Source organism: Xanthomonas sp. LMG 12462 (assembly GCF_009192885.1).
In the GTDB taxonomy this organism is placed as follows: Bacteria; Pseudomonadota; Gammaproteobacteria; order Xanthomonadales; family Xanthomonadaceae; genus Xanthomonas_A; species Xanthomonas_A sontii.
Map to the genome: position 1 here is coordinate 1 of NZ_NMPP01000020.1, position 17,265 is coordinate 17,265.

The 17,265-nt window shown below is 68.4% G+C and carries 18 protein-coding genes; 10 read left to right on the forward strand and 8 right to left on the reverse strand.

All coding sequences use genetic code 11. The annotated features are described in order from the left end of the window. Positions 1 to 118: 118 nt before the first annotated feature. The 4 genes from CEK69_RS06470 to CEK69_RS06485 all read right to left on the reverse strand — a co-directional run bounded on the left by CEK69_RS06470 (position 119) and on the right by CEK69_RS06485 (position 3,490). Entirely contained in the window at positions 119 to 1,111 is a 993-nt protein-coding gene (locus tag CEK69_RS06470) for an MBL fold metallo-hydrolase (protein ID WP_152244527.1), read from the reverse strand. 106 nt (positions 1,112 to 1,217) lie between these two features. Further along, positions 1,218 to 2,048: a helix-turn-helix transcriptional regulator gene (locus tag CEK69_RS06475; RefSeq protein WP_152244528.1), complete on the reverse strand. Its 831-nt coding sequence runs from the start codon at positions 2,046 to 2,048 to the stop codon at positions 1,218 to 1,220. A gap of 179 nt (positions 2,049 to 2,227) precedes the next feature. Beyond that, the gene (locus CEK69_RS06480; protein WP_226975064.1) at positions 2,228 to 2,686 is read right to left on the reverse strand and encodes a VOC family protein; all 459 of its coding nucleotides are present in this window, start codon (positions 2,684 to 2,686) and stop codon (positions 2,228 to 2,230) included. Positions 2,687 to 2,794: 108 nt separating this feature from the next. After that, positions 2,795 to 3,490 (reverse strand): VIT family protein, encoded by a 696-nt coding sequence (locus CEK69_RS06485; protein ID WP_152180944.1) that lies wholly within the window; start codon positions 3,488 to 3,490, stop codon positions 2,795 to 2,797. 222 nt (positions 3,491 to 3,712) lie between these two features. On the opposite strand from CEK69_RS06485, the gene CEK69_RS06490 reads away from it, so the two are divergent. From CEK69_RS06490 to CEK69_RS06500, 3 genes are all read left to right on the forward strand, one after another. Then, on the forward strand, positions 3,713 to 5,077 hold the full coding sequence (locus CEK69_RS06490; RefSeq protein ID WP_150410712.1) for a glutamate--cysteine ligase: 1,365 nt from the start codon (positions 3,713 to 3,715) through the stop codon (positions 5,075 to 5,077). Positions 5,078 to 5,529: 452 nt separating this feature from the next. Continuing rightward, positions 5,530 to 5,997, forward strand: a complete 468-nt coding sequence (locus CEK69_RS06495; protein WP_152244530.1) for a hypothetical protein — start codon at positions 5,530 to 5,532, stop codon at positions 5,995 to 5,997. Positions 5,998 to 6,079: 82 nt separating this feature from the next. Further along, on the forward strand, positions 6,080 to 7,162 hold the full coding sequence (locus CEK69_RS06500; protein WP_167336263.1) for a RelA/SpoT domain-containing protein: 1,083 nt from the start codon (positions 6,080 to 6,082) through the stop codon (positions 7,160 to 7,162). 240 nt (positions 7,163 to 7,402) lie between these two features. Here the strand turns inward: CEK69_RS06500 and CEK69_RS06505 are convergent, their stop codons facing one another. After that, positions 7,403 to 8,914, reverse strand: coding sequence for an ATP-binding protein (locus tag CEK69_RS06505; protein ID WP_152244531.1), 1,512 nt, complete (start codon positions 8,912 to 8,914; stop codon positions 7,403 to 7,405). Beyond that, a complete protein-coding gene (locus CEK69_RS06510; protein WP_026143454.1) occupies positions 8,911 to 9,627 on the reverse strand; it encodes a response regulator transcription factor in 717 nt (238 codons plus the stop codon). Before CEK69_RS06510 ends, CEK69_RS06505 begins: the two co-directional genes overlap by 4 nt. A gap of 318 nt (positions 9,628 to 9,945) precedes the next feature. Between CEK69_RS06510 and CEK69_RS06515 the strand changes: the two genes are divergently transcribed. From CEK69_RS06515 to CEK69_RS21410, 5 genes are all read left to right on the forward strand, one after another. After that, positions 9,946 to 10,221, forward strand: a complete 276-nt coding sequence (locus CEK69_RS06515; RefSeq protein ID WP_017908003.1) for a metal/formaldehyde-sensitive transcriptional repressor — start codon at positions 9,946 to 9,948, stop codon at positions 10,219 to 10,221. 40 nt (positions 10,222 to 10,261) lie between these two features. Next, positions 10,262 to 11,371, forward strand: a complete 1,110-nt coding sequence (locus CEK69_RS06520) for an S-(hydroxymethyl)glutathione dehydrogenase/class III alcohol dehydrogenase (RefSeq protein ID WP_017908004.1) — start codon at positions 10,262 to 10,264, stop codon at positions 11,369 to 11,371. Positions 11,372 to 11,441: 70 nt separating this feature from the next. After that, positions 11,442 to 12,014, forward strand: a complete 573-nt coding sequence (gfa, locus tag CEK69_RS06525) for an S-(hydroxymethyl)glutathione synthase (protein ID WP_026143453.1) — start codon at positions 11,442 to 11,444, stop codon at positions 12,012 to 12,014. A 90-nt stretch (positions 12,015 to 12,104) separates the two neighbouring features. Then, complete coding sequence (gene fghA / locus CEK69_RS06530) at positions 12,105 to 12,935, forward strand: S-formylglutathione hydrolase (protein WP_152244532.1); 831 nt, start codon at positions 12,105 to 12,107, stop codon at positions 12,933 to 12,935. A gap of 335 nt (positions 12,936 to 13,270) precedes the next feature. After that, on the forward strand, positions 13,271 to 13,399 hold the full coding sequence (locus tag CEK69_RS21410; RefSeq protein WP_017908007.1) for a hypothetical protein: 129 nt from the start codon (positions 13,271 to 13,273) through the stop codon (positions 13,397 to 13,399). 226 nt (positions 13,400 to 13,625) lie between these two features. On the opposite strand, the gene CEK69_RS06535 is transcribed toward CEK69_RS21410, so the two are convergent. Further along, on the reverse strand, positions 13,626 to 15,038 hold the full coding sequence (locus CEK69_RS06535) for a PLP-dependent aminotransferase family protein (RefSeq protein ID WP_152244533.1): 1,413 nt from the start codon (positions 15,036 to 15,038) through the stop codon (positions 13,626 to 13,628). A 106-nt stretch (positions 15,039 to 15,144) separates the two neighbouring features. Here CEK69_RS06535 and CEK69_RS06540 point away from each other — a divergent pair, with 106 nt between their 5' ends. Both CEK69_RS06540 and CEK69_RS06545 read left to right on the forward strand, forming a co-directional pair. Continuing rightward, a complete protein-coding gene (locus tag CEK69_RS06540; protein ID WP_152244534.1) occupies positions 15,145 to 15,936 on the forward strand; it encodes a PhzF family phenazine biosynthesis protein in 792 nt (263 codons plus the stop codon). Further along, entirely contained in the window at positions 15,933 to 16,844 is a 912-nt protein-coding gene (locus CEK69_RS06545; RefSeq protein ID WP_152244536.1) for a DMT family transporter, read from the forward strand. Before CEK69_RS06540 ends, CEK69_RS06545 begins: the two co-directional genes overlap by 4 nt. A gap of 54 nt (positions 16,845 to 16,898) precedes the next feature. On the opposite strand, the gene CEK69_RS06550 is transcribed toward CEK69_RS06545, so the two are convergent. Then, positions 16,899 to 17,237 (reverse strand): hypothetical protein, encoded by a 339-nt coding sequence (locus tag CEK69_RS06550; protein ID WP_193313919.1) that lies wholly within the window; start codon positions 17,235 to 17,237, stop codon positions 16,899 to 16,901. Positions 17,238 to 17,265: the final 28 nt, after the last annotated feature.

A 17,265-nucleotide genomic window follows, 5' to 3' on the forward strand; every position in this document is an offset into this window, starting at 1 on the left:
AGACGCTTCGCGCCGGACCCTCACCCCAACCCCTCTCCCGGAGGGAGAGGGGCTAGCCGCTGTTCCTTCTCCCATTGGGAGAAGGTGGCCCGCAGGGCTGGATAAGGGTACGGGCCAATCAAGGCGCCGCCGGCAACGGCGAGAATTCGGTCGGCACCCAGGCGAATGCCTCGCCCTCGCGACGCACGTGGCCCAGTCCCGGGAACGGCAGGTGCGCGCCGGCTACCCACCAGCCGTGGTCCGCGGCCTGCGCCAGCATGCGCTTGCGCGCGGCGATCGCTGCGGCACGGTCGCTGTCGGCCTCGAACGACGCCTGCGGCTGCGCGAACTGCACCGCGTGGTAGTGCACCAGGTCGCCCCACACCAGCAGTTGCTGCCGCGCACCACCGTCGAAGCGGTACGACACGTGCCCGGGCGTGTGTCCGTGGGTATCCAGCGCCACCGCGCCGCCGGGCAGCGCGTCGCCGGGACGGAAACGGCGCAGCCGCTGCGCGGACTGGTAGGGCGCCACCGCCGCCCGCGCCAGCGGGAAGGCGAAGCGCAGTGCCTGCGGCGCCCTGGCCTCGCTGGCCGGGTCCAGCCAGTACGCCGCGTCGGCGGCGCTCAGCCACACCGTCGCCTTGGGATAGGCGGGCTGGCCCTGTGCGTCCAGCAGGCCGCACAGGTGATCGGGATGGGCGTGGGTGAGCAGCACGTCGTCGACCTGCTCGGGCGCATAGCCGGCCGCGCGCAGGTTGGTCAGCACCTGGCCGAGCCCGGGGCCGAAACAGGTCGCGGTGCCGGTGTCGACCAGGGTGAGGTGCGCGCCGTCCTGGATCAGGTAGGCGTTGACCGCGGTCTGCAGGCCCTTTTCGTTCTCCGGCACGTAGCGGTGGTCGAGCAGGCGTGCGATCGTCTCCGGCGGGATGTTCGCCAGTTGCGCGCGCGGCAGCGCCACGGTGCCGTCGAACAGGGCGGTGACCCGCAAGCGGCCGATCGCCTGGCGATAGACGCCGGGCACCTGCGTCTGGGCGCTGGCCGGCGCGGCGGCATGAGCGGGTGATGGCAGCGTCAGCGCCGCGCTGGCGCTCATGGCCAGCGCGCACAACGCGCGCAACGGGAACACGGACATGGGATTTCCTGGCAGAGCGGCGTGCGCCGCGGTAACGGCATGCTGCGCCGGCGCCGCTGCGCGATTCGCTCATTCCGCTGCGCGCGGCGCTCAATGCCGACGTGGATCAGTTGCCGATGCTGGCCGGATCCAGGCCATAGCGCTGCTGGAAGCGCTGGCTGAAGCTGCGCACCGAGCGGTAACCGGCGTGCGCGGCGACCGTCTTCAGCGGCCAGCGCGTGGTGTACAGCAGTTGCATCGCGTGCGCCAGGCGCGCATCGGTGAGCAGTTCGCGCAACGACGTGCGTTCGCCGGCCAGGTGCCGGCGCAGGGTCGCGCCGCTGAAGCCCAGGCGCTCCTCGATGTCGCGCGAACGCCAGTCGCGTTGTGGCTGCGCGGCGATCAGCTCGCGCACCTGCTCTGCCACGCTCGGCGCCGGCGGCAGCAGCAGGCCGCCGTGGCCTTGCCGGCACAGCGCTACCGCCAGGGCCGCCAGCGCCAGCCGCGCCTCGGTGTAGCGGCCGTCCTGCAGCGCCTGCCGCCATTGCAGCAGGGTGCCGCCGAACGTCTCGGCACGCAGGCGCGCCAGTTCCGCGCCTGCGGCGGGCAGCGGCTCGTTCCACAGCAATCGGGCGGCGCTCAGCGCTTCCTCGCACAGCGGCACCAGCACGCTCAGGTACAGGCCGCTGTGCGGATCCGGGATGTTGACCACATCGATGCGGCAGCGCCGCGTTACCAGGAACAGGTCGCCCGGTACGAAGTCCAGGGCCTGTGTCGCGGTGCGCACCTGCTTGCGTCCCTGCAGCAGGATCGCCAGGTGCGGCTGCGGGATCTCCACCGAGCGCGCGCCGTGTTCGCGGCGCGCGCTGATGCAGGCGTAGCCCTCGGCCTGGGTGCAGTCGGCCAGGCTGGACAGGCGCGCCAGCAGCAAGGCGTCGGGGGAAGTGGTGTCGGCCATGGCCGTGATGCTAGCGCAGCGCGGTGCGCGCGCTCAGCGTAAAGCGCCAGGCTGCCACGTCGCAGCCGGCCGGACCGCCACGACTGCGCTGGTGCCGGCTCCGCAAACTGCCGGTCTCGGTGCGCCACAGGTCGCTTCCCCGCGGTCTGGCGACTGCGCAGTCGTTTTGTCAGCCACGCTTACCTGGGAGGTTGCATGAGCTCGATGGTGATCCCGTCGGGCCCGCTGACGTAGGCAACGACGGTTCCCGCGCGTGGCCCTGCCTCGATCGGTCGCGGAGATCCTTTCAAATGCCATCCCTGCGCCTGGATCCTGGCGACCGCCACGTCGATCTCCGTCACGGTGACGGCAAGATGGGCTGCGCCGATCGCGCCAGCGCTCGCGGGTGTCTTGCCCAAGGTGCGGGCTGTCGAGTATTCCAGCAGTTCGATGGGAAAGCCGGCAGGCGAGACCACCAGCGCCATGCGGCAACGAGGATCGTCGACGCCCGTCACCTCGCGCAGGAAATCGCCGCCCATTTCGCTCGTGCGGACAAGTTCGAAGCCCATGGCCTCAGTCCAGAACGCGATCGCCTCCTCCAGCGATGAAACGGAAAATCCCACGTGGTCGACGACGAAGGTGCCAGTGTCGATTTTCAGTACTCCAGGTCAGGTTCCGTGTTGAACGACGGGCGTGCGGTTGCCTTGCATTTCGGGGAAACGGCTGTGGCCATGCCGGTGATGCTATCCAGTACGGGGCGCGTCCGCTCAGACATGCACGCCGAACACATGGCCGATCGCGCCGCTGGCGAGCATCGCCGCCGCGCCCCAGAACACCACCCGCACCGCGCCGCGCAGGCCCGAGGCGCCGCCGGCACGCGCGGCCAGCGCGCCGGTCAGCGACAGGCCGATCAGGGTGGCCGCGCCGGTCACCCACAGTTGCCGGCCGTCCGGCGCCAGCCAGGCGGCCACGATCGGCAGCGCCGCGCCGGTACAGAACGCCGCCGCCGACGCGGCCGCCGCCTGCAGCGGACGTGCGCGCAGGCTCTCGGTGATGCCGAGTTCGTCGCGCGCGTGCGCGCCCAGCGCATCGTGCGCGGTCAACTGCTCGGCGACCTGGCGGGCCAGGCCGGGGTCCAGCCCGCGCTGGCGATAGATCGCGGTGAGTTCGTCCAGTTCGCTCTGCGGGTCCTCGTGCAGCTCGCGGCGTTCCAGCGCCAGGTCGGCGCGCTCGGTGTCGGCCTGCGATTGCACCGACACGTATTCGCCGGCGGCCATCGACATCGCGCCGGCGACCAGGCCGGCGATGCCGGTGGTCAGCACCGTGGCCGCCGACGCGCCGCTGCTGGCGACGCCGACCACCAGGCCGGCCACGGACAGGATGCCGTCGTTGGCGCCGAGCACGGCCGCGCGCAGCCAGCCGGCGCGGTCGGTGCGATGGCGTTCGGAGTGGGTCGGGCGCATGGCGCTGCCTGCGGCGGAGCGGGAAGGAGACCGCAGCCTAGCCGAGCCGGCGCCGCGAACGCTTGCTGCGTCTCACTCTCGACGCCGTCAGCGGCGCGGCCATGGAATGCTGCAGTGCCGCCGGTAGCGACGCGGGCCCCGCCCCCGGCACGCTATAGTGCGGGCCTTGCGATGGCAGGGGATGGTCCCCACATCGCCTCACCCGCCGTGCGAGTCCTGCCCTTGTCGAGCCCCAGCCACGTTGCCGAGACGCCGATCACCGACCGCGCCGAACTGGTCGAGGTGCTTGCCTCCGGAGAAAAACCCGAAGCGCAGTGGCGCATCGGCACCGAGCACGAGAAGTTCGGCTTCCGGCTGGACGACCTGCGGCCGCCGACCTTCGACGGCGAGCGCGGCATCGAGGCCTTGCTGCTGGGCCTGACCCGCTTCGGCTGGGAGCCGGTGCGCGAAGCCGGGCACACCATCGCCCTGCTGCGCGATGGCGCCTCGGTGACACTGGAGCCGGCCGGTCAGCTGGAACTGTCCGGCGCCCCGCTGCCGACCATCCACGACACCTGCGTCGAAGTGGGCAGCCACCTCAACGAGGTCAAGCAGGTCGCCGACGAACTGGGCCTGGGTTTCCTCGGCATGGGCTTCCAGCCGAAGTGGCGCCGCGACGAGATGCCGTGGATGCCCAAGGGCCGCTACCAGATCATGAAGCGCTACATGCCCAAGGTCGGGTCGCTCGGCCTGGACATGATGACGCGCACCTGCACGGTGCAGGTCAACCTGGATTACGCCAGCGAAGCGGACATGATCAGGAAGTTCCGCGTGTCGCTGGCGCTGCAGCCGATCGCCACCGCGCTGTTCGCCGACTCGCCGTTCGCCGAGGGCAAGCCCAATGGCTACCTCAGCTACCGCTCGCATATCTGGACCGACACCGACGCCGGCCGCACCGGCATGCTCGACTTCGTGTTCGAGGACGGCTTCGGCTACGAGCGCTACGTCGATTACCTGCTCGACGTGCCGATGTACTTCTCCTACCGCGACGGCACCTACATCGACGCCAGCGGACAGAGCTTCCGCGATTTTCTGCAGGGCAAGTTGCCGGCGTTGCCCGGTGCGTTGCCGACGCTGCGCGACTGGTCCGACCACATGACCACCGCGTTCCCGGAAGTGCGCCTGAAGAAGTACCTGGAGATGCGCGGCGCCGACGCCGGTCCGTGGGGCCGGTTGTGCGCGCTGTCGGCGTTCTGGGTCGGCCTGCTGTACGACGATGCGGCGCTGGGCGCGGCCTGGGACCTGGTCAAGGATTTCAGCCTGGTCGAACGCCACGCGCTGCGCGACGGCGTGCCCAAGCAGGCGCTGAAGCTGCCGTTCCGCAACGGCACCGTGCAGGACCTGGCTGCCGAGGCGGTGAAGATCGCCCTGTCCGGCCTGCGCCGGCGCGCGCGCCTGAACCGCGACGGACAGGACGAATCGCGTTTCCTCGAACCGCTGGTGGAAATCCTGCATGGCGGCGAGACCGCGGCCGAGCGCAAGCTGGCGCTGTACCACGGCGCCTGGCAGGGCGACATCGACCACGTGTTCCGCGAGTTCGCTTACTGATCGGCTTGCCGGGCTATGGCCGGCGTGGTGTCTTGCGTTGCTTGGCGTTCCTTGGACTGTGTCGAACGGCTTAGGCCATAAGGGCGTGTGCTAGCGTCTGGACGCACTTGTCTACTTCGGGCGCCGCTGCTTTCAGTCAGAATCACGCTTCAAACTAGGTGCTGCGGAATGCTGGAATTCCAGGTCACTATTGACCTGTTGCCTAGCGCCGCTTGGTGATCTTGCAGTGATGAGGTGTGATTCGTATATCGCCTCTAATGTCGGACGACACCGATAGCGCCCACCTCTGGGATGTCCGTCGCCGCATTGAGAACGTGATTGAGAAAGCCTGAGGATCCGTCTCTTTGCAGGGCTTTATTGTAGATGGTAGATGCTCAATTAATCCCACTTTGGGACGGGCCAATAGCGGCTGAGTTGCTAAGACACTTTTTTGTGAACGGGGGAACGGGGAAATGGACGCATACACAGTCATCGTTGCGCTGACCTCGGCAGGACTCTCTGCCATTGTTACATTTTTGATCAGTAGGCACATCTTTGTTCAGCGCATTTCCAATACATCCAATCGCCCGGACGGCGTGCTGAATCTCAGGCTACGTGATGAGTTTAATCACGGCGTGGCGTTTGGAAGGGCTGAAGAACTGGCAAGGTTCTCCATCTCTTACGAGCCGTTCTCTGAGCTTCATGAAGAGTGGATGGGTATGAAAAAGAGAGCGCGTCTAGGATATGGCATGCAGATCAGTTACAACGGATTTCCGGTTGGACACCAGACCCGGTATGTGACGCATAGCAATATTGAGTACAACCAGGAAAACATCGATCGTCTGCTGAACAACGAGGTGGCAACGGCCGTGAGTGCTATTGCCCAGCTTGTGGCAACAAAAGGTATCGGTACGAAAACGTTGCCTCGCAAAGTTTTGTGATGGCGTAAATCTGGCAATTATTTCAGGCCGGCGCTGCTTTGCAGCGCAGATTGACCGGGCGTCAGGGCTTATGGAGGTAATCTTGGGTACCACACTAGAAGAGCACGGTGAGGCGGCCGCATCTGATTATCGTAAGGTGCGGTCGACATATGAGGATCTTGCAGAAACTGTCCAAACGGTCCTCGCCCAGGCGTTCAAGGCCCATGGCCTAAGAGTTCACTCCGTCGAGAGTCGAGCCAAGGCGGTAGACAGTTTTGAAGCGAAGGCGTCCAAAGGCTCTGAAGAAGACCCGGAGAAGCCAAAGTATCAGAAGCCTTTGGATGAAATCCACGATAAGACTGGGGCTCGTGTAATTACCTTCCTTCCTCGTGACGTGGAGGCAGCATGCGCAGTGATCAGCAAGGAATTTCAAGTACTGGAAAGGGCGGACAAGTCGGAAGCGTTGATTGATGAGGGGAAGTTTGGATACCAGAGCATCCACTTCCTCGTTTCACTTTCCCCTGCAAGAACTACACTTGCGGAATATTCTAGGTTTAATGGGCTGGTCTTTGAAATTCAAGTGAGAACCATCTTGCAGCATGCGTGGGCTGAGATGGAGCACGATATCCAGTACAAGAGTAGTTATACCATTCCTCGGGCTATAAAAAAGCGATTTATTGCCTTGGCGGGAATGCTTGAGATTGCTGACAGGGAATTTCAGCGTCTGCAAGATGACGACGAGGAATTAAGACGGGATGCACAGGCGCAGGTGGCTTTTGGTAATTATGAGGTGGTGGAAATTACCGCCGATGCGTTGAAGGCATATCTCGACAAACGGCTCGGTGCGGACGGTCGCATGAACCAGTTTTCGTATGAGATGGCCGCACGCCATGCAAGGCAACTTGGTTTCACAAATCTAAAACAGATTGAAAGCTGCACGGCAGGTCTTGATGATGATGCGATATCCCGGATTCTATGGGGTGGGCGTCAGGGTCAATTGACTCGATTCGATGGTCTGCTGATGGCTGGGATGGGTGACCTCTACACTCAACGCCATCCGTGGGCAAAGCACGATTTCTGGGCCGATAGATTTCATATGTTTGTGGAGAGATTGCGATCCAAAGGAATGGTTCGGGGCTATGATCCGCAGGGCCATGGTCAAGTGGCTGACCTTGAGCAGGGTTGAACATTCACTCACGCCTGGGTCGTTCCGCAGCCCGGCTCAGTTGAATCGTCAGGGTTCGGATAAATGAGGCCGCGCTAGTGGCAAGAAACTGATTCCAGAAATTCGCATCTTCGATGGTGCAGGGAACTGCATTCAGCAATGCCCGAACGTCGTCGGCATCCGCGATTTGCTGCGACGCGTTCGTGCCGGCAGGACATCGAGCGCAGCATTTGTACGTCCTTCTCGTGCCGGCACGCGTCCTCAGGGAGTCGCTCCCTGGCACGGCAGCCGCACGCTGACCCGCAGGCCGCCCTCGGGGCGGTTGTCCAGGGCGATCTGGCCGCCATGCGCCAGCACGATGCTGTGCGCCACCGACAGGCCCAGGCCGATGCCGCCGGTGTCGCGGTTGCGCGAGTTCTCGCCGCGGAAGAACGGCAGGAACAGCTTCTCGCGCTGTGCGGGATCGATGCCGGGGCCGTCGTCGTCGATCCACAGCACGCATTCGCCGGCCTCGTGACGCAGTTGCAGGCGCGCACGCTTGCCGTACTTCAGCGCGTTCTCCACCAGGTTCATCACCATGCGCCGCAGCGACAGCGGATCGCCGTCGAGGGTGATGGCGTCGCCGAGCAGCAGCACCACGTCCGCGCCGGTGTCGCTGGCGTCGTCGACCACGCTTTCCACCAGCAGGCGGAAATCCAGTGGCGAGCGGGTGCCGCGGCGGCTGTCGTTGTGGATGAAGTCCAGCGCCGCGGAGATCATCGCTTTCATCTCGTCGATGTCGGCCATGGTCTTCTCGCGCAGCGGCGGCTGCAGTGTCTCCAGGCGGAATGCCAGCCGCGCCAACGGCGTGCGCAGGTCGTGGGCGATCGCCGCGACCATGTGCGTGCGCTCGTTGATCAGCCGGTTCAGGCGCGCCTGCATCGCGTTGAACGAATCGGCCGCCTGCACGATCTCGCTGGGGCCGCTGCGCCGCAGCGGCTGCGCATCGGGATTGCGGCCGAGCTGGTCGGCCGCCTCGGCGAAGCGCCGGATCGGCGCCGACAGTGCGCGCGAGAACCACCAGGCCAGCGGCAGCATCGCCAGCATGCCGACCAGGAACAGCATCACCACCTGGGTCTTGAATTCGTTGGAGAACCGCCGCGGCGGCGACATCACGCTGCGCCAGTGGCCGTCGGGCTGGCGCAGGGCTGCGGTGAAGCCGTCCAGCAGCGGTACCGCCGGGGCGAAGCCGCGTTCCCGCCACCCCACGGCGCGCATGGTCGCGCCGAAGGCGCCATTGCGCGGTGCCTCGCCCGGCGCAGGCGGCGGTTCCGGTGGCGGCGGTTGCTGCGCGGTGGCTGGGGGCGCGGCCTCCGCGGGTGCGGGGACGTCGTCGTCGGCCGCCATGGCATGCGGCGGCGGCGGCGGGCGTTCGCCCAGGCGCAGGCGCAGGCGTTCCAGGCGGCCGTCGCTGTTGCGGTAGAAGCGCACCTGGTCCGGCGCCACTTCCAGCCAGTGCGCCATCAGCCGTTCCACGTTGCGGTCGCGCACCTGGTCGCGCGCCGGCAGCGGCGCATGGGCGGTGTCCTGCACCTTGAGGGTCTGGGTGCCGGCCGGCATGCGCGTGCTGAGCAGGGCGATCACCTCCGGCGGGTGCACCGGCATCTCGTAGACCGGCGTGCGCAGCACCAAGGCGATGCCGATCAGCTGCGCGGTGAGCAGCGCCACCACCAGCAGCAGGAAGGCGCGGGCGAAGATCGGCACGCCGCGGCGGGCGCGCGTGGGCCCGCTCACAGGCGGGCGACGCTCGGCAGCAGCATGTAGCCCTCGTTGCGCACGGTGCGGATCAGTTCGGTCTGCACGCGCTCGTTGATCTTGCGGCGCAGGCGGCTGATCTGGCTGTCGATGGCGCGGTCGTAGACCTCGGTATCGCGGCCGCGCGCGTAGTCGAGCAGCTGGTCGCGGCTGAGCACGCGCTGCGGATGCTCGACGAAGGTGCGCAGCAGCGCGAATTCGCCGTCGGAGAGATTGATGAAGATGCCGGTGGGATCGCGCAGGTCGCGGCGGATCACGTCCAGCCGCCAGCCGGCGAACTCGTAGACGTTGCCGCGCGCTTCCGGCGGCAGCGTCGCCGCCTGGCTGCGCCGCAGCAGGGCGCGGACCCGCGCCAGCAGCTCGCGCGGATTGCACGGCTTGGCCAGGTAGTCGTCGGCGCCGACTTCCAGGCCGATGATGCGGTCGGTGTCGCTGCCCAGCGCGCTGAGCATGATCACCGCCGGCGCGCCGCGCTCGCTGGCGAGCTGGCGGGCGGCGCTGAGGCCGTCCTCGCCGGGCATCATCACGTCCAGGATCACCAGGTCCGGCTGGCGCTCGGCCATCCGCAGGCGCATCTCCGCCACGGTCTCGGCGGTGTCCACCTGATAGCCGTGGTCGCTCAGGAACTCGCTGATGAGTCGGCGCAGATCCGGATCGTCGTCGACGACCAGAATGAAGGATTTCATGTCCACGATCTTGAAGGGCGGCCACACGGGGATTCGCCCAGTCTAGACGTGGCCGCGGCTGCCTGGAACTGGGGGCGGGCAGGGACGTGGCCACCGGCACCGGGGCCCGCGCATGAACGCATGGCCATCATAGGCAGCACCGGCGGCGCGAACATGGCGGTTTCGTGTCCTGGGCCGACACGCATTGCCATGCGCCGGCACCCGCGCGGCGGGGCGTCCGGCCGCGCCCGGGTCGGCCAGGATGGGTGGAGTAGCGGCGCGGGCGTTTTCTTTTTCCGATGGCAGGAATACTATCCCCCAGTATAGTTCCCGAGCTCCCGTCACATGCCGCACGCCCCGCACGAAAAGAAGCGCGTCCTCGCCCGCATCCGCCGCCTGCGCGGCCAGACCGAGGCGTTGGAACGCGCGCTGGAGGAGGGGACGGACTGCGCTGCTGTGCTGCAGCAAATCGCCGCCATCCGCGGCGCGGTCAACGGCCTGATGTCGGAAGTGATGCAGGCGCACGTTCGCGACGAATTCGGCCATGCCGCCACCTCCGATGCGCAGCGCGCCGCGCGCGTGCGCGAGATGGCCATGCTGGTCCGCTCCTACCTCAAATGATCCCCACCCCACGCCCATTCCGTCAGCCAGGAGAAATCGCATGAAGTCCCGAGCCGCCGTCGCTTTCGAAGCAGGCAAACCGCTGCAGATCGTGGAGATCGATGTCGAACCGCCGCGCCAGGGCGAAGTGCTGGTGCGCATCACCCATACCGGCGTGTGCCATACCGACGCGTTCACGCTGTCCGGCGACGATCCGGAAGGCATTTTCCCGGCGGTGCTCGGCCATGAGGGCGGCGGCATCGTCGAGGCGGTGGGCGAGGGTGTGACCAGCGTCAAGGTCGGCGACCACGTGATCCCGCTGTACACGGCCGAGTGCCGCAAGTGCAAGTTCTGCCTGTCCGGCAAGACCAACCTGTGCCAGGCGGTGCGCGCCACCCAGGGCAAGGGCCTGATGCCCGACGGCACCACTCGCTTCTCCTACAACGGCCAGCCGATCTACCACTACATGGGCTGCAGCACCTTCAGCGAGTACACGGTGGTGCCGGAGATCTCGCTGGCCGTGGTCAACCCCGAGGCGCCGCTGGAGAAGGTGTGCCTGCTCGGCTGCGGCGTCACCACCGGCATCGGTGCGGTGCACAACACGGCCAAGGTGAAGGAAGGCGACAGCGTCGCGGTGTTCGGCCTCGGCGGCATCGGCCTGGCGGTGATCCAGGGCGCGGTGCAGGCCAAGGCCGGGCGCATCCTGGCCATCGACACCAATCCGGGCAAGTTCGAACTGGCGCGCAGCATGGGCGCCACCGACTGCATCAACCCGAAGGACTACACCAAGCCGATCCAGGAAGTCATCGTCGAGCTGACCGACGGCGGCGTGGACTTCAGTTTCGAGTGCATCGGCAACGTGCACGTGATGCGCTCGGCGCTGGAGTGCTGCCACAAGGGCTGGGGCGAGAGCGTCATCATCGGCGTGGCCGGCGCCGGCCAGGAAATCAGCACGCGCCCGTTCCAGCTGGTCACCGGCCGCGTCTGGCGCGGCAGCGCCTTCGGCGGGGTCAAGGGCCGCACCCAGCTGCCGGGCATGGTGGAGCAGGCGATGCACGGCGAGATCGACCTCGATCCGTTCATCACCCACACCCTGCCGCTGGACGAGATCAACGAAGCCTTCCACCTGATGCACGAGGGCAAGTCGATCCGCACCGTCATCCACTTCTGACCGCAGGTCAGTCCGGCGCGCGGCCGTTTCCGCGCATTGCAGCGACGCAACGAACCCGGGAGGGGGCAAGATGAGTACTGTGACGATTCATCCGTCGGTGGATGCCGGCGTGCGTGCCGGCGCGGAGCATTTCCAGGGCGGTACCCTGGAATGCCATTGCGCCAGCGACAAGGTGGTGGTGGAAGTGGGCGCGCAGACCGCGCACAACCACGCCTGTGGCTGTACCAAGTGCTGGAAGCCGAAGGGCGCGACCTTCTCGGTGGTGGCGGTGGTGGCGCGCGACAAGGTCAAGGTGACGGCGCACGAAGAGAAGCTGAAGGTGGTGGACGAGAGCGCGACCATCCGCCGTCACGCCTGCACCGGCTGCGGCGTGCACATGTACGGCCGCATCGAGAACACCGAGCATCCGTTCTACGGCCTGGATTTCGTGCATACGGAACTGTCGCCGCAGCAGGGCTGGTCGGCGCCGGGGTTCGCCGCCTTCGTGTCGTCGATCATCGAGAGCGGCACGCGTCCGGAGGCGATGGACGGGGTGCGCAACCGCCTGCGCGAACTGAAGCTGGAACCGTACGATTGCCTGTCGCCGCCGCTGATGGACGCGATCTCCACCCACGTGGCGCGCAAGAACGGCGTGCTGCACTGAAGCCGCTGCCGCGCGCGTCGCCGGTCGACGCGTCGCGGTACCCCCGCCTGCGGCCGGTCGCGGCCGCAGGCCCTCTTCCCGGAACTGCCCATGGAACGTATCGAACACCACGCCTGCTGCGGCGGCTGGCAGGACGTCTATCGCCACGACTCGGCTGTGCTCGGCTGCCCCATGCAGGTGGCCGTGTACCTGCCGCCGCAGGCCGAGCACACCACGCTGCCGGTGCTGTACTGGCTCAGCGGCCTGACCTGCACCGAGCAGAACTTCATCACCAAGGCCGGTGCGCAGCGCTATGCAGCCGAGCATGGCGTGATCCTGGTCGCGCCCGACACCAGCCCGCGCGGCGAGCAGGTCGCCGACGCCGAGGGTTACGACCTGGGCAAGGGCGCCGGCTTCTACGTCAACGCCACCCAGGCGCCGTGGGACGCGCACTACCGCATGTACGACTACGTGGTGCAGGAACTGCCGGCGCTGATCGAGGCGCAGTTCCCGCACAACGGCCGGCGCGCGATCAGCGGGCATTCGATGGGCGGCCACGGCGCCCTGGTGATCGCGCTGAAGAATCCCGGCCGCTACCGCAGCGTGTCGGCGTTCTCGCCGATCGTGGCGCCCACCCAGGTGCCGTGGGGCGAGAAGGCATTCACCGCCTACCTGGGCGAGGACCGCACGCAGTGGCAGGCCTACGACGCCAGCGTGCTGATCGGCAGTGCCAGCGAGCGTCTGCCGCTGCTGATCGACCAGGGCGGCGGCGACGAGTTCCTGGACAAGCAGTTGCGCCCGCAGTTGCTGCAGGCCGCCGCCGAGGCCGCCGGCTACCCGCTGACCCTGCGCGTGCAGCCCGGCTACGACCACAGCTACTACTTCATCGGCAGCTTCATCGGCGAGCACATCGCCTTCCACGCGCGCGCCCTGCAGGGCTGAGCGCGCTCCACCGGCGGCCGCGCGACGCGGCCCGCCGGGCAGGGGGCCGCGCGTTGCGCTGCCGGTGGCACAACCAGCCTTCTCCGCTGTCGTCCCTGGCAGTGCTTTTCGGTGAAGGTGCGACTGCACTCTAGTGACGCAGGCAGCTGCTTGCCTGCCGCGCACATGACAGGCCGGTGACCACGACGGCCGCGGCGTGGCCGGTCTCGTAAACAAACACGGGTGCCGCACCGCCCGACCCGCGGTTGTGCGATCGCGTTCGCGCCTGCTGAGACCGGCGCTGGCTAGATTCCGCAGGGTTCGCCCTCGCCACGTCCCTGGATCGGAGCCGCGCCATGTCTTGCCGTCGCATCCTGCTGCTCCCCTGGCCGCGCTGGCGCAGCCCGCTCAGCCCCGTGGCGATGCTCGCCTGCACCCTGGTCGGCGCCTGCGTGGCGCTGGCGATCGGCGCGGCAACGCCGTAGCGCACGCCGCTCCTGGCTGACGTCGATCGCGGTCACGCCGTTGCGCCGGATGCGGCCGCTGCGGTCGTGTCGCACGCGGGGCGATCGCCGTGATGGGTCGATGTGCATGTGGAGTTGCATGCACGGCGTCGCTCGGAGGCGGCCCAGGGCGCCTTGCAGGCGCGGTGCGAGCAAGCGCTGGGAGCGAACTTCGCATCGGGACCGCGGTGCGGCGCTGGACGCGGCGCTAGCGCGGCAGTCGCGTTGCCAGTTTGCCCAGCCGCCGCATTGCATCTTCCAGCGTCTCGCTCCACGGCTGGCCGCAGCTCAGCCGCAGGTGGTCGGCATAGTCGCCGCGGCTGGAGAACAGGTGCCCGGGCGAGGTGCCGATGCCGGCGGCGAGAGCGGCCTCGAACAGCGCCTGGCCGCTGCCGGCGTCGGCCAGTTGCAGCCACAGCGACAGGCCGCCGGCCGGGTCGCCGATGCGGGTACCGGCCGGCCAGTGCCGCAGCACCGCCTCGCGCAGGCGCTGGCCGTTGTCGGCCAGGGTGCGGCGCAGCTTGCGCAGGTGGCGTTCCAGGTCGTGCCGCTGCAGGTAGTCGGCCAGGGCCAGTTGCGGCAGGCTGGCGCCGCCGATAGTGGAGAAGTACTTGGCGCGCACCAGCGCGTCGGTCCAGGCGCCGCCGAGCAGCCAGCCCACGCGCAGGCCGGGCGCCAGCACCTTGGAGAAGGCGCCGCAGGTGATCAAGTTGCCGTGGGTGTCGAAATGGCGCAGCGGCCGCGGGCGCTGCCCCGACCAGTCGAGTTCGCCGTAGATGTCGTCCTCGATCACCACCGTGCCGTGGCGCGCGCAACTGTCCAGCACGGCGCGCTTGGCGGCATCGGGGGTGAGGCTGCCCAGCGGGTTGTTGAAGTTCGGCACCAGCACCGCGGCGCGCGCCGGCGTGCGCTGCAGCAGCGCGTCCAGGCGTGCGGCGTCGATGCCCTGGCCGGGCCGGTTCGGGACCTCCAGCACCTTCAGGCGCAGCGCCGCCACCGCCTGCAGGATGCCGTGGTAGGTCGGGGTCTCGACCAGCACCACGTCGCCGGGTGCGGTGAGTGTGCGCAGCGCCAGGCTGATCGCCTCCATCGCGCCGGCGGTCACCACCACCTCGTCGGCGGCAACGACCGTGGCGCAGTGCGCGTAGCGCTGCGCGATCTGCCGGCGCAGCGCGGCGTGGCCCTGCGGCGGTGCGTAGTCGAGCGCGGCGCTGCGCTGGCGGCGCAACTGCCGCGCCAGCGCGCTGGCCAGGTGCGCGCCGGGCAGCAGCGCCGCCGCTGGCGTGGCGGTGTGCAGCGGCACCAGGTCCGAACGCGCGAGCATGTCCAGCACGCCCTGCAGCGCCGGATTGGCGACCGCGCCCGGCGCGCGCCGCCGGGCAGCGGCACCTGCGCCGGCCGGTTGCGGTGTGGCCGCGGCGCGCACGAAGTAGCCCGAGCGCGGCCGCGCCTGCACCCGGCCTTCGCGTTCCAGTTGCAGGCAGGCCTGCACCGCGGTGGCGGCGCTGATGCCGTGGCCGGCGGCCAGTTGCCGGATCGACGGCAGACGCTCGCCGGCACGCAGCGTGCCCTGCGCGATCTGGTCGCGCAGCTGGCTGGCGAGGGCTTCGTACAGGCGCATGCGGCGGCCTCATCTGTATCGGTCGATTTGCAGCGTATCTGACTCTGTGCTGGTCGCCCACCCCGGCGCACACTGGCCGTGTCATTCCCCATTCCCGAGGCCGTGCGTGCAACTGCCGCTGTTCATCGTCGATGCCTTCACCACGGTGCGGTTCCGCGGCAACCCGGCCGCGGTGGTGCCGCTGCAGGCATGGTTGCCGGAGGCGCTGATGCAGGCCATCGCCAGCGAGAACAATCTGTCGGAGACTGCGTTCTTCGTGCGCGAGGCCGATGGCGCGTTCGCGATCCGCTGGTTCTCGCCGCTGCGCGAAGTGGGGTTCTGCGGCCATGCCACCTTGGCCAGCGCTTTCGTTGTCGCCACCCAGGGCCTGGCGCCGCTGCCGGTGCGGTTCCGCGCCGCGGCGGTCGGCGAACGGGGGGTGGATCGCGAGGCTGACGGGCGCTTCGTTCTGCGCTTTCCGAACCAGGCGCCGACCGCGCTGGCGACGGTGCCGGAGGCCCTCAAGCAGACCTTGTCGATCGCGCCGCAGGCGGCGTACCGCAACGACCAGGCCTACATCGCCGTGTACGCGGACGAAGCCCAGGTGTGCGCGGTGGTGCCGGACCTGGCGCGGATGCTGGCGCTGGCACCGCGCGATGTCGCGGTCACCGCGCCCGGCCGCGAGCACGATTTCGTCTCGCGTTACTTCTGGCCGGCCAACGGCGGCGCCGAGGATCCGGTGACCGGCTCGATCCACGCCGCGCTGGCGCCGCTGTGGGCGCAGCGCCTGGGCAAGTGCGACCTGCGTGCGTGGCAGGCGTCTGCGCGCGGCGGCGAACTGGACTGCCGGGTGCTGCCGGACCACGTGCAGGTGCGTGGCGCGGCGGTGCCGTACCTGCACGGAACGATCGCGTTATGAGCGCGGTGCACGCAGCGCCTGCGGGCGCGTCCCGGCGGGCACTGTGGCAGTTGCTGCTGGCCGAGGTGCTGATCGGTTCGGTCGGCGTGTTCGTGCACGAGAGCGGCCAGGATCCGGTGACCGCGGTGTTCTACCGCTGCCTGTTCGGCGCGCTGTTCCTGACCGTGTGCGGCCTGCTCGGCGGGCAGTTGCGCGGCCTGTGGCGCGAGCGCGCGCTGTTGCGCGACGCGGCGCTCAGTGGCGTGTTGCTGGTGCTCAACTGGGTGGCGCTGTTCGCCGGCATGGCGCGTTCGTCGATCGGCGTGGCGACCATGGTCTACCACGTGTTCCCGTTCGTCATGCTGATCCTGGCGGCGTTGCTGCAGGGCGAGCGCAGCCGCCGTTCCGACCTGGGCTGGACCCTGCTGGCTTTCGTCGGCGTGGCCTGTTCGGCGGACCCGCTGCGGCTGTGGTCCAGCGCCGACCGCGGCTACCTGGGCGGGATCGCGTTGACCCTGCTGGGCGCGCTGCTGTGCGGCGCGTCGTTGCTGATGTCGCGGCGGATCAGTCGCGAGCGGCCGCTGGCGGTGGTGACCGTGCAGTGCTGGGTCGGTGCGGCGATGCTGGCCGGCTTCTCCAGCGGCGCCGCGCTGCATCCCGGCCGCCACTGGTTCTGGCTGGTCGGCCTGGGGGTGATCCACAGCGGCGTAGTGTATGTGCTGTTCTACAGCGCCTACCGGCACCTGCACGTGGCGGCGATCGCGGTGGTCGCCTTCGTCTATCCGCTGGTGACGCTGCTGCTGGATTACCTGCTGTACGGCCACCGGCTGGTGCCGGTGCAGTGGCTGGGCCTGGCGCTGATCGTGCTGGGGACGCTGGCGGTCAATCTACGCTTGTCCTGGCCGCGCCGGGTGGTGGCTGTGTCCTAGCGCGGCACCGCAGAGCGTCTCGGCCACCGCAGTGCGGTGGCCGTGCCGTTCGGCTCAGCGCACGTCGCGCAGTTCCCAGCCGCTGCCGGCGAGCAGGCGCATGCGCTGCTTGAGGATGTCGCCGGGGATGCTGGTGGTCGCGGACAGATCGATGCGCAGATCGTCCTGGCGACCGGTCACCCGTGCTGCCGGATCGGTCACGCCCAGCGCCGGATCGACCTCGTCCGGCTCCGGCTGCATGGCGCGCCAGCGCTCGAACCAGGCCGGGTCGCTGAGGGCGGCCTGCAGCTGTTCGGCGAAGGCGTCGGCGCCGTGCGCGGAGAAGCTCAGCGACGGGTTGCTGCCGCGGGCACGGGCGGGATCGGGCAGGCTGATCGAGTAGGTGACGGCCATGGGCATCTCTTGTAGGCGGTACGAAGCG

Bases quoted from the DNA above. Each gene is read 5' to 3' on its own strand.
- CEK69_RS06470 (WP_152244527.1), bottom strand. From the start codon at position 1,111: ATGTCCGTGTTCCCGTTGCGCGCGTTGTGCGCGCTGGCCATGAGCGCC.
- CEK69_RS06475 (WP_152244528.1), bottom strand. From the start codon at position 2,048: ATGGCCGACACCACTTCCCCCGACGCCTTGCTGCTGGCGCGCCTGTCC.
- CEK69_RS06485 (WP_152180944.1), bottom strand. From the start codon at position 3,490: ATGCGCCCGACCCACTCCGAACGCCATCGCACCGACCGCGCCGGCTGG.
- CEK69_RS06495 (WP_152244530.1), top strand. From the start codon at position 5,530: ATGGACGCATACACAGTCATCGTTGCGCTGACCTCGGCAGGACTCTCT.
- CEK69_RS06515 (WP_017908003.1), top strand. From the start codon at position 9,946: ATGCCGCACGCCCCGCACGAAAAGAAGCGCGTCCTCGCCCGCATCCGC.
- CEK69_RS06520 (WP_017908004.1), top strand. From the start codon at position 10,262: ATGAAGTCCCGAGCCGCCGTCGCTTTCGAAGCAGGCAAACCGCTGCAG.
- gfa (WP_026143453.1), top strand. From the start codon at position 11,442: ATGAGTACTGTGACGATTCATCCGTCGGTGGATGCCGGCGTGCGTGCC.
- fghA (WP_152244532.1), top strand. From the start codon at position 12,105: ATGGAACGTATCGAACACCACGCCTGCTGCGGCGGCTGGCAGGACGTC.
- CEK69_RS21410 (WP_017908007.1), top strand. From the start codon at position 13,271: ATGTCTTGCCGTCGCATCCTGCTGCTCCCCTGGCCGCGCTGGCGCAGC.
- CEK69_RS06535 (WP_152244533.1), bottom strand. From the start codon at position 15,038: ATGCGCCTGTACGAAGCCCTCGCCAGCCAGCTGCGCGACCAGATCGCG.
- CEK69_RS06545 (WP_152244536.1), top strand. From the start codon at position 15,933: ATGAGCGCGGTGCACGCAGCGCCTGCGGGCGCGTCCCGGCGGGCACTG.
- CEK69_RS06550 (WP_193313919.1), bottom strand. From the start codon at position 17,237: ATGGCCGTCACCTACTCGATCAGCCTGCCCGATCCCGCCCGTGCCCGC.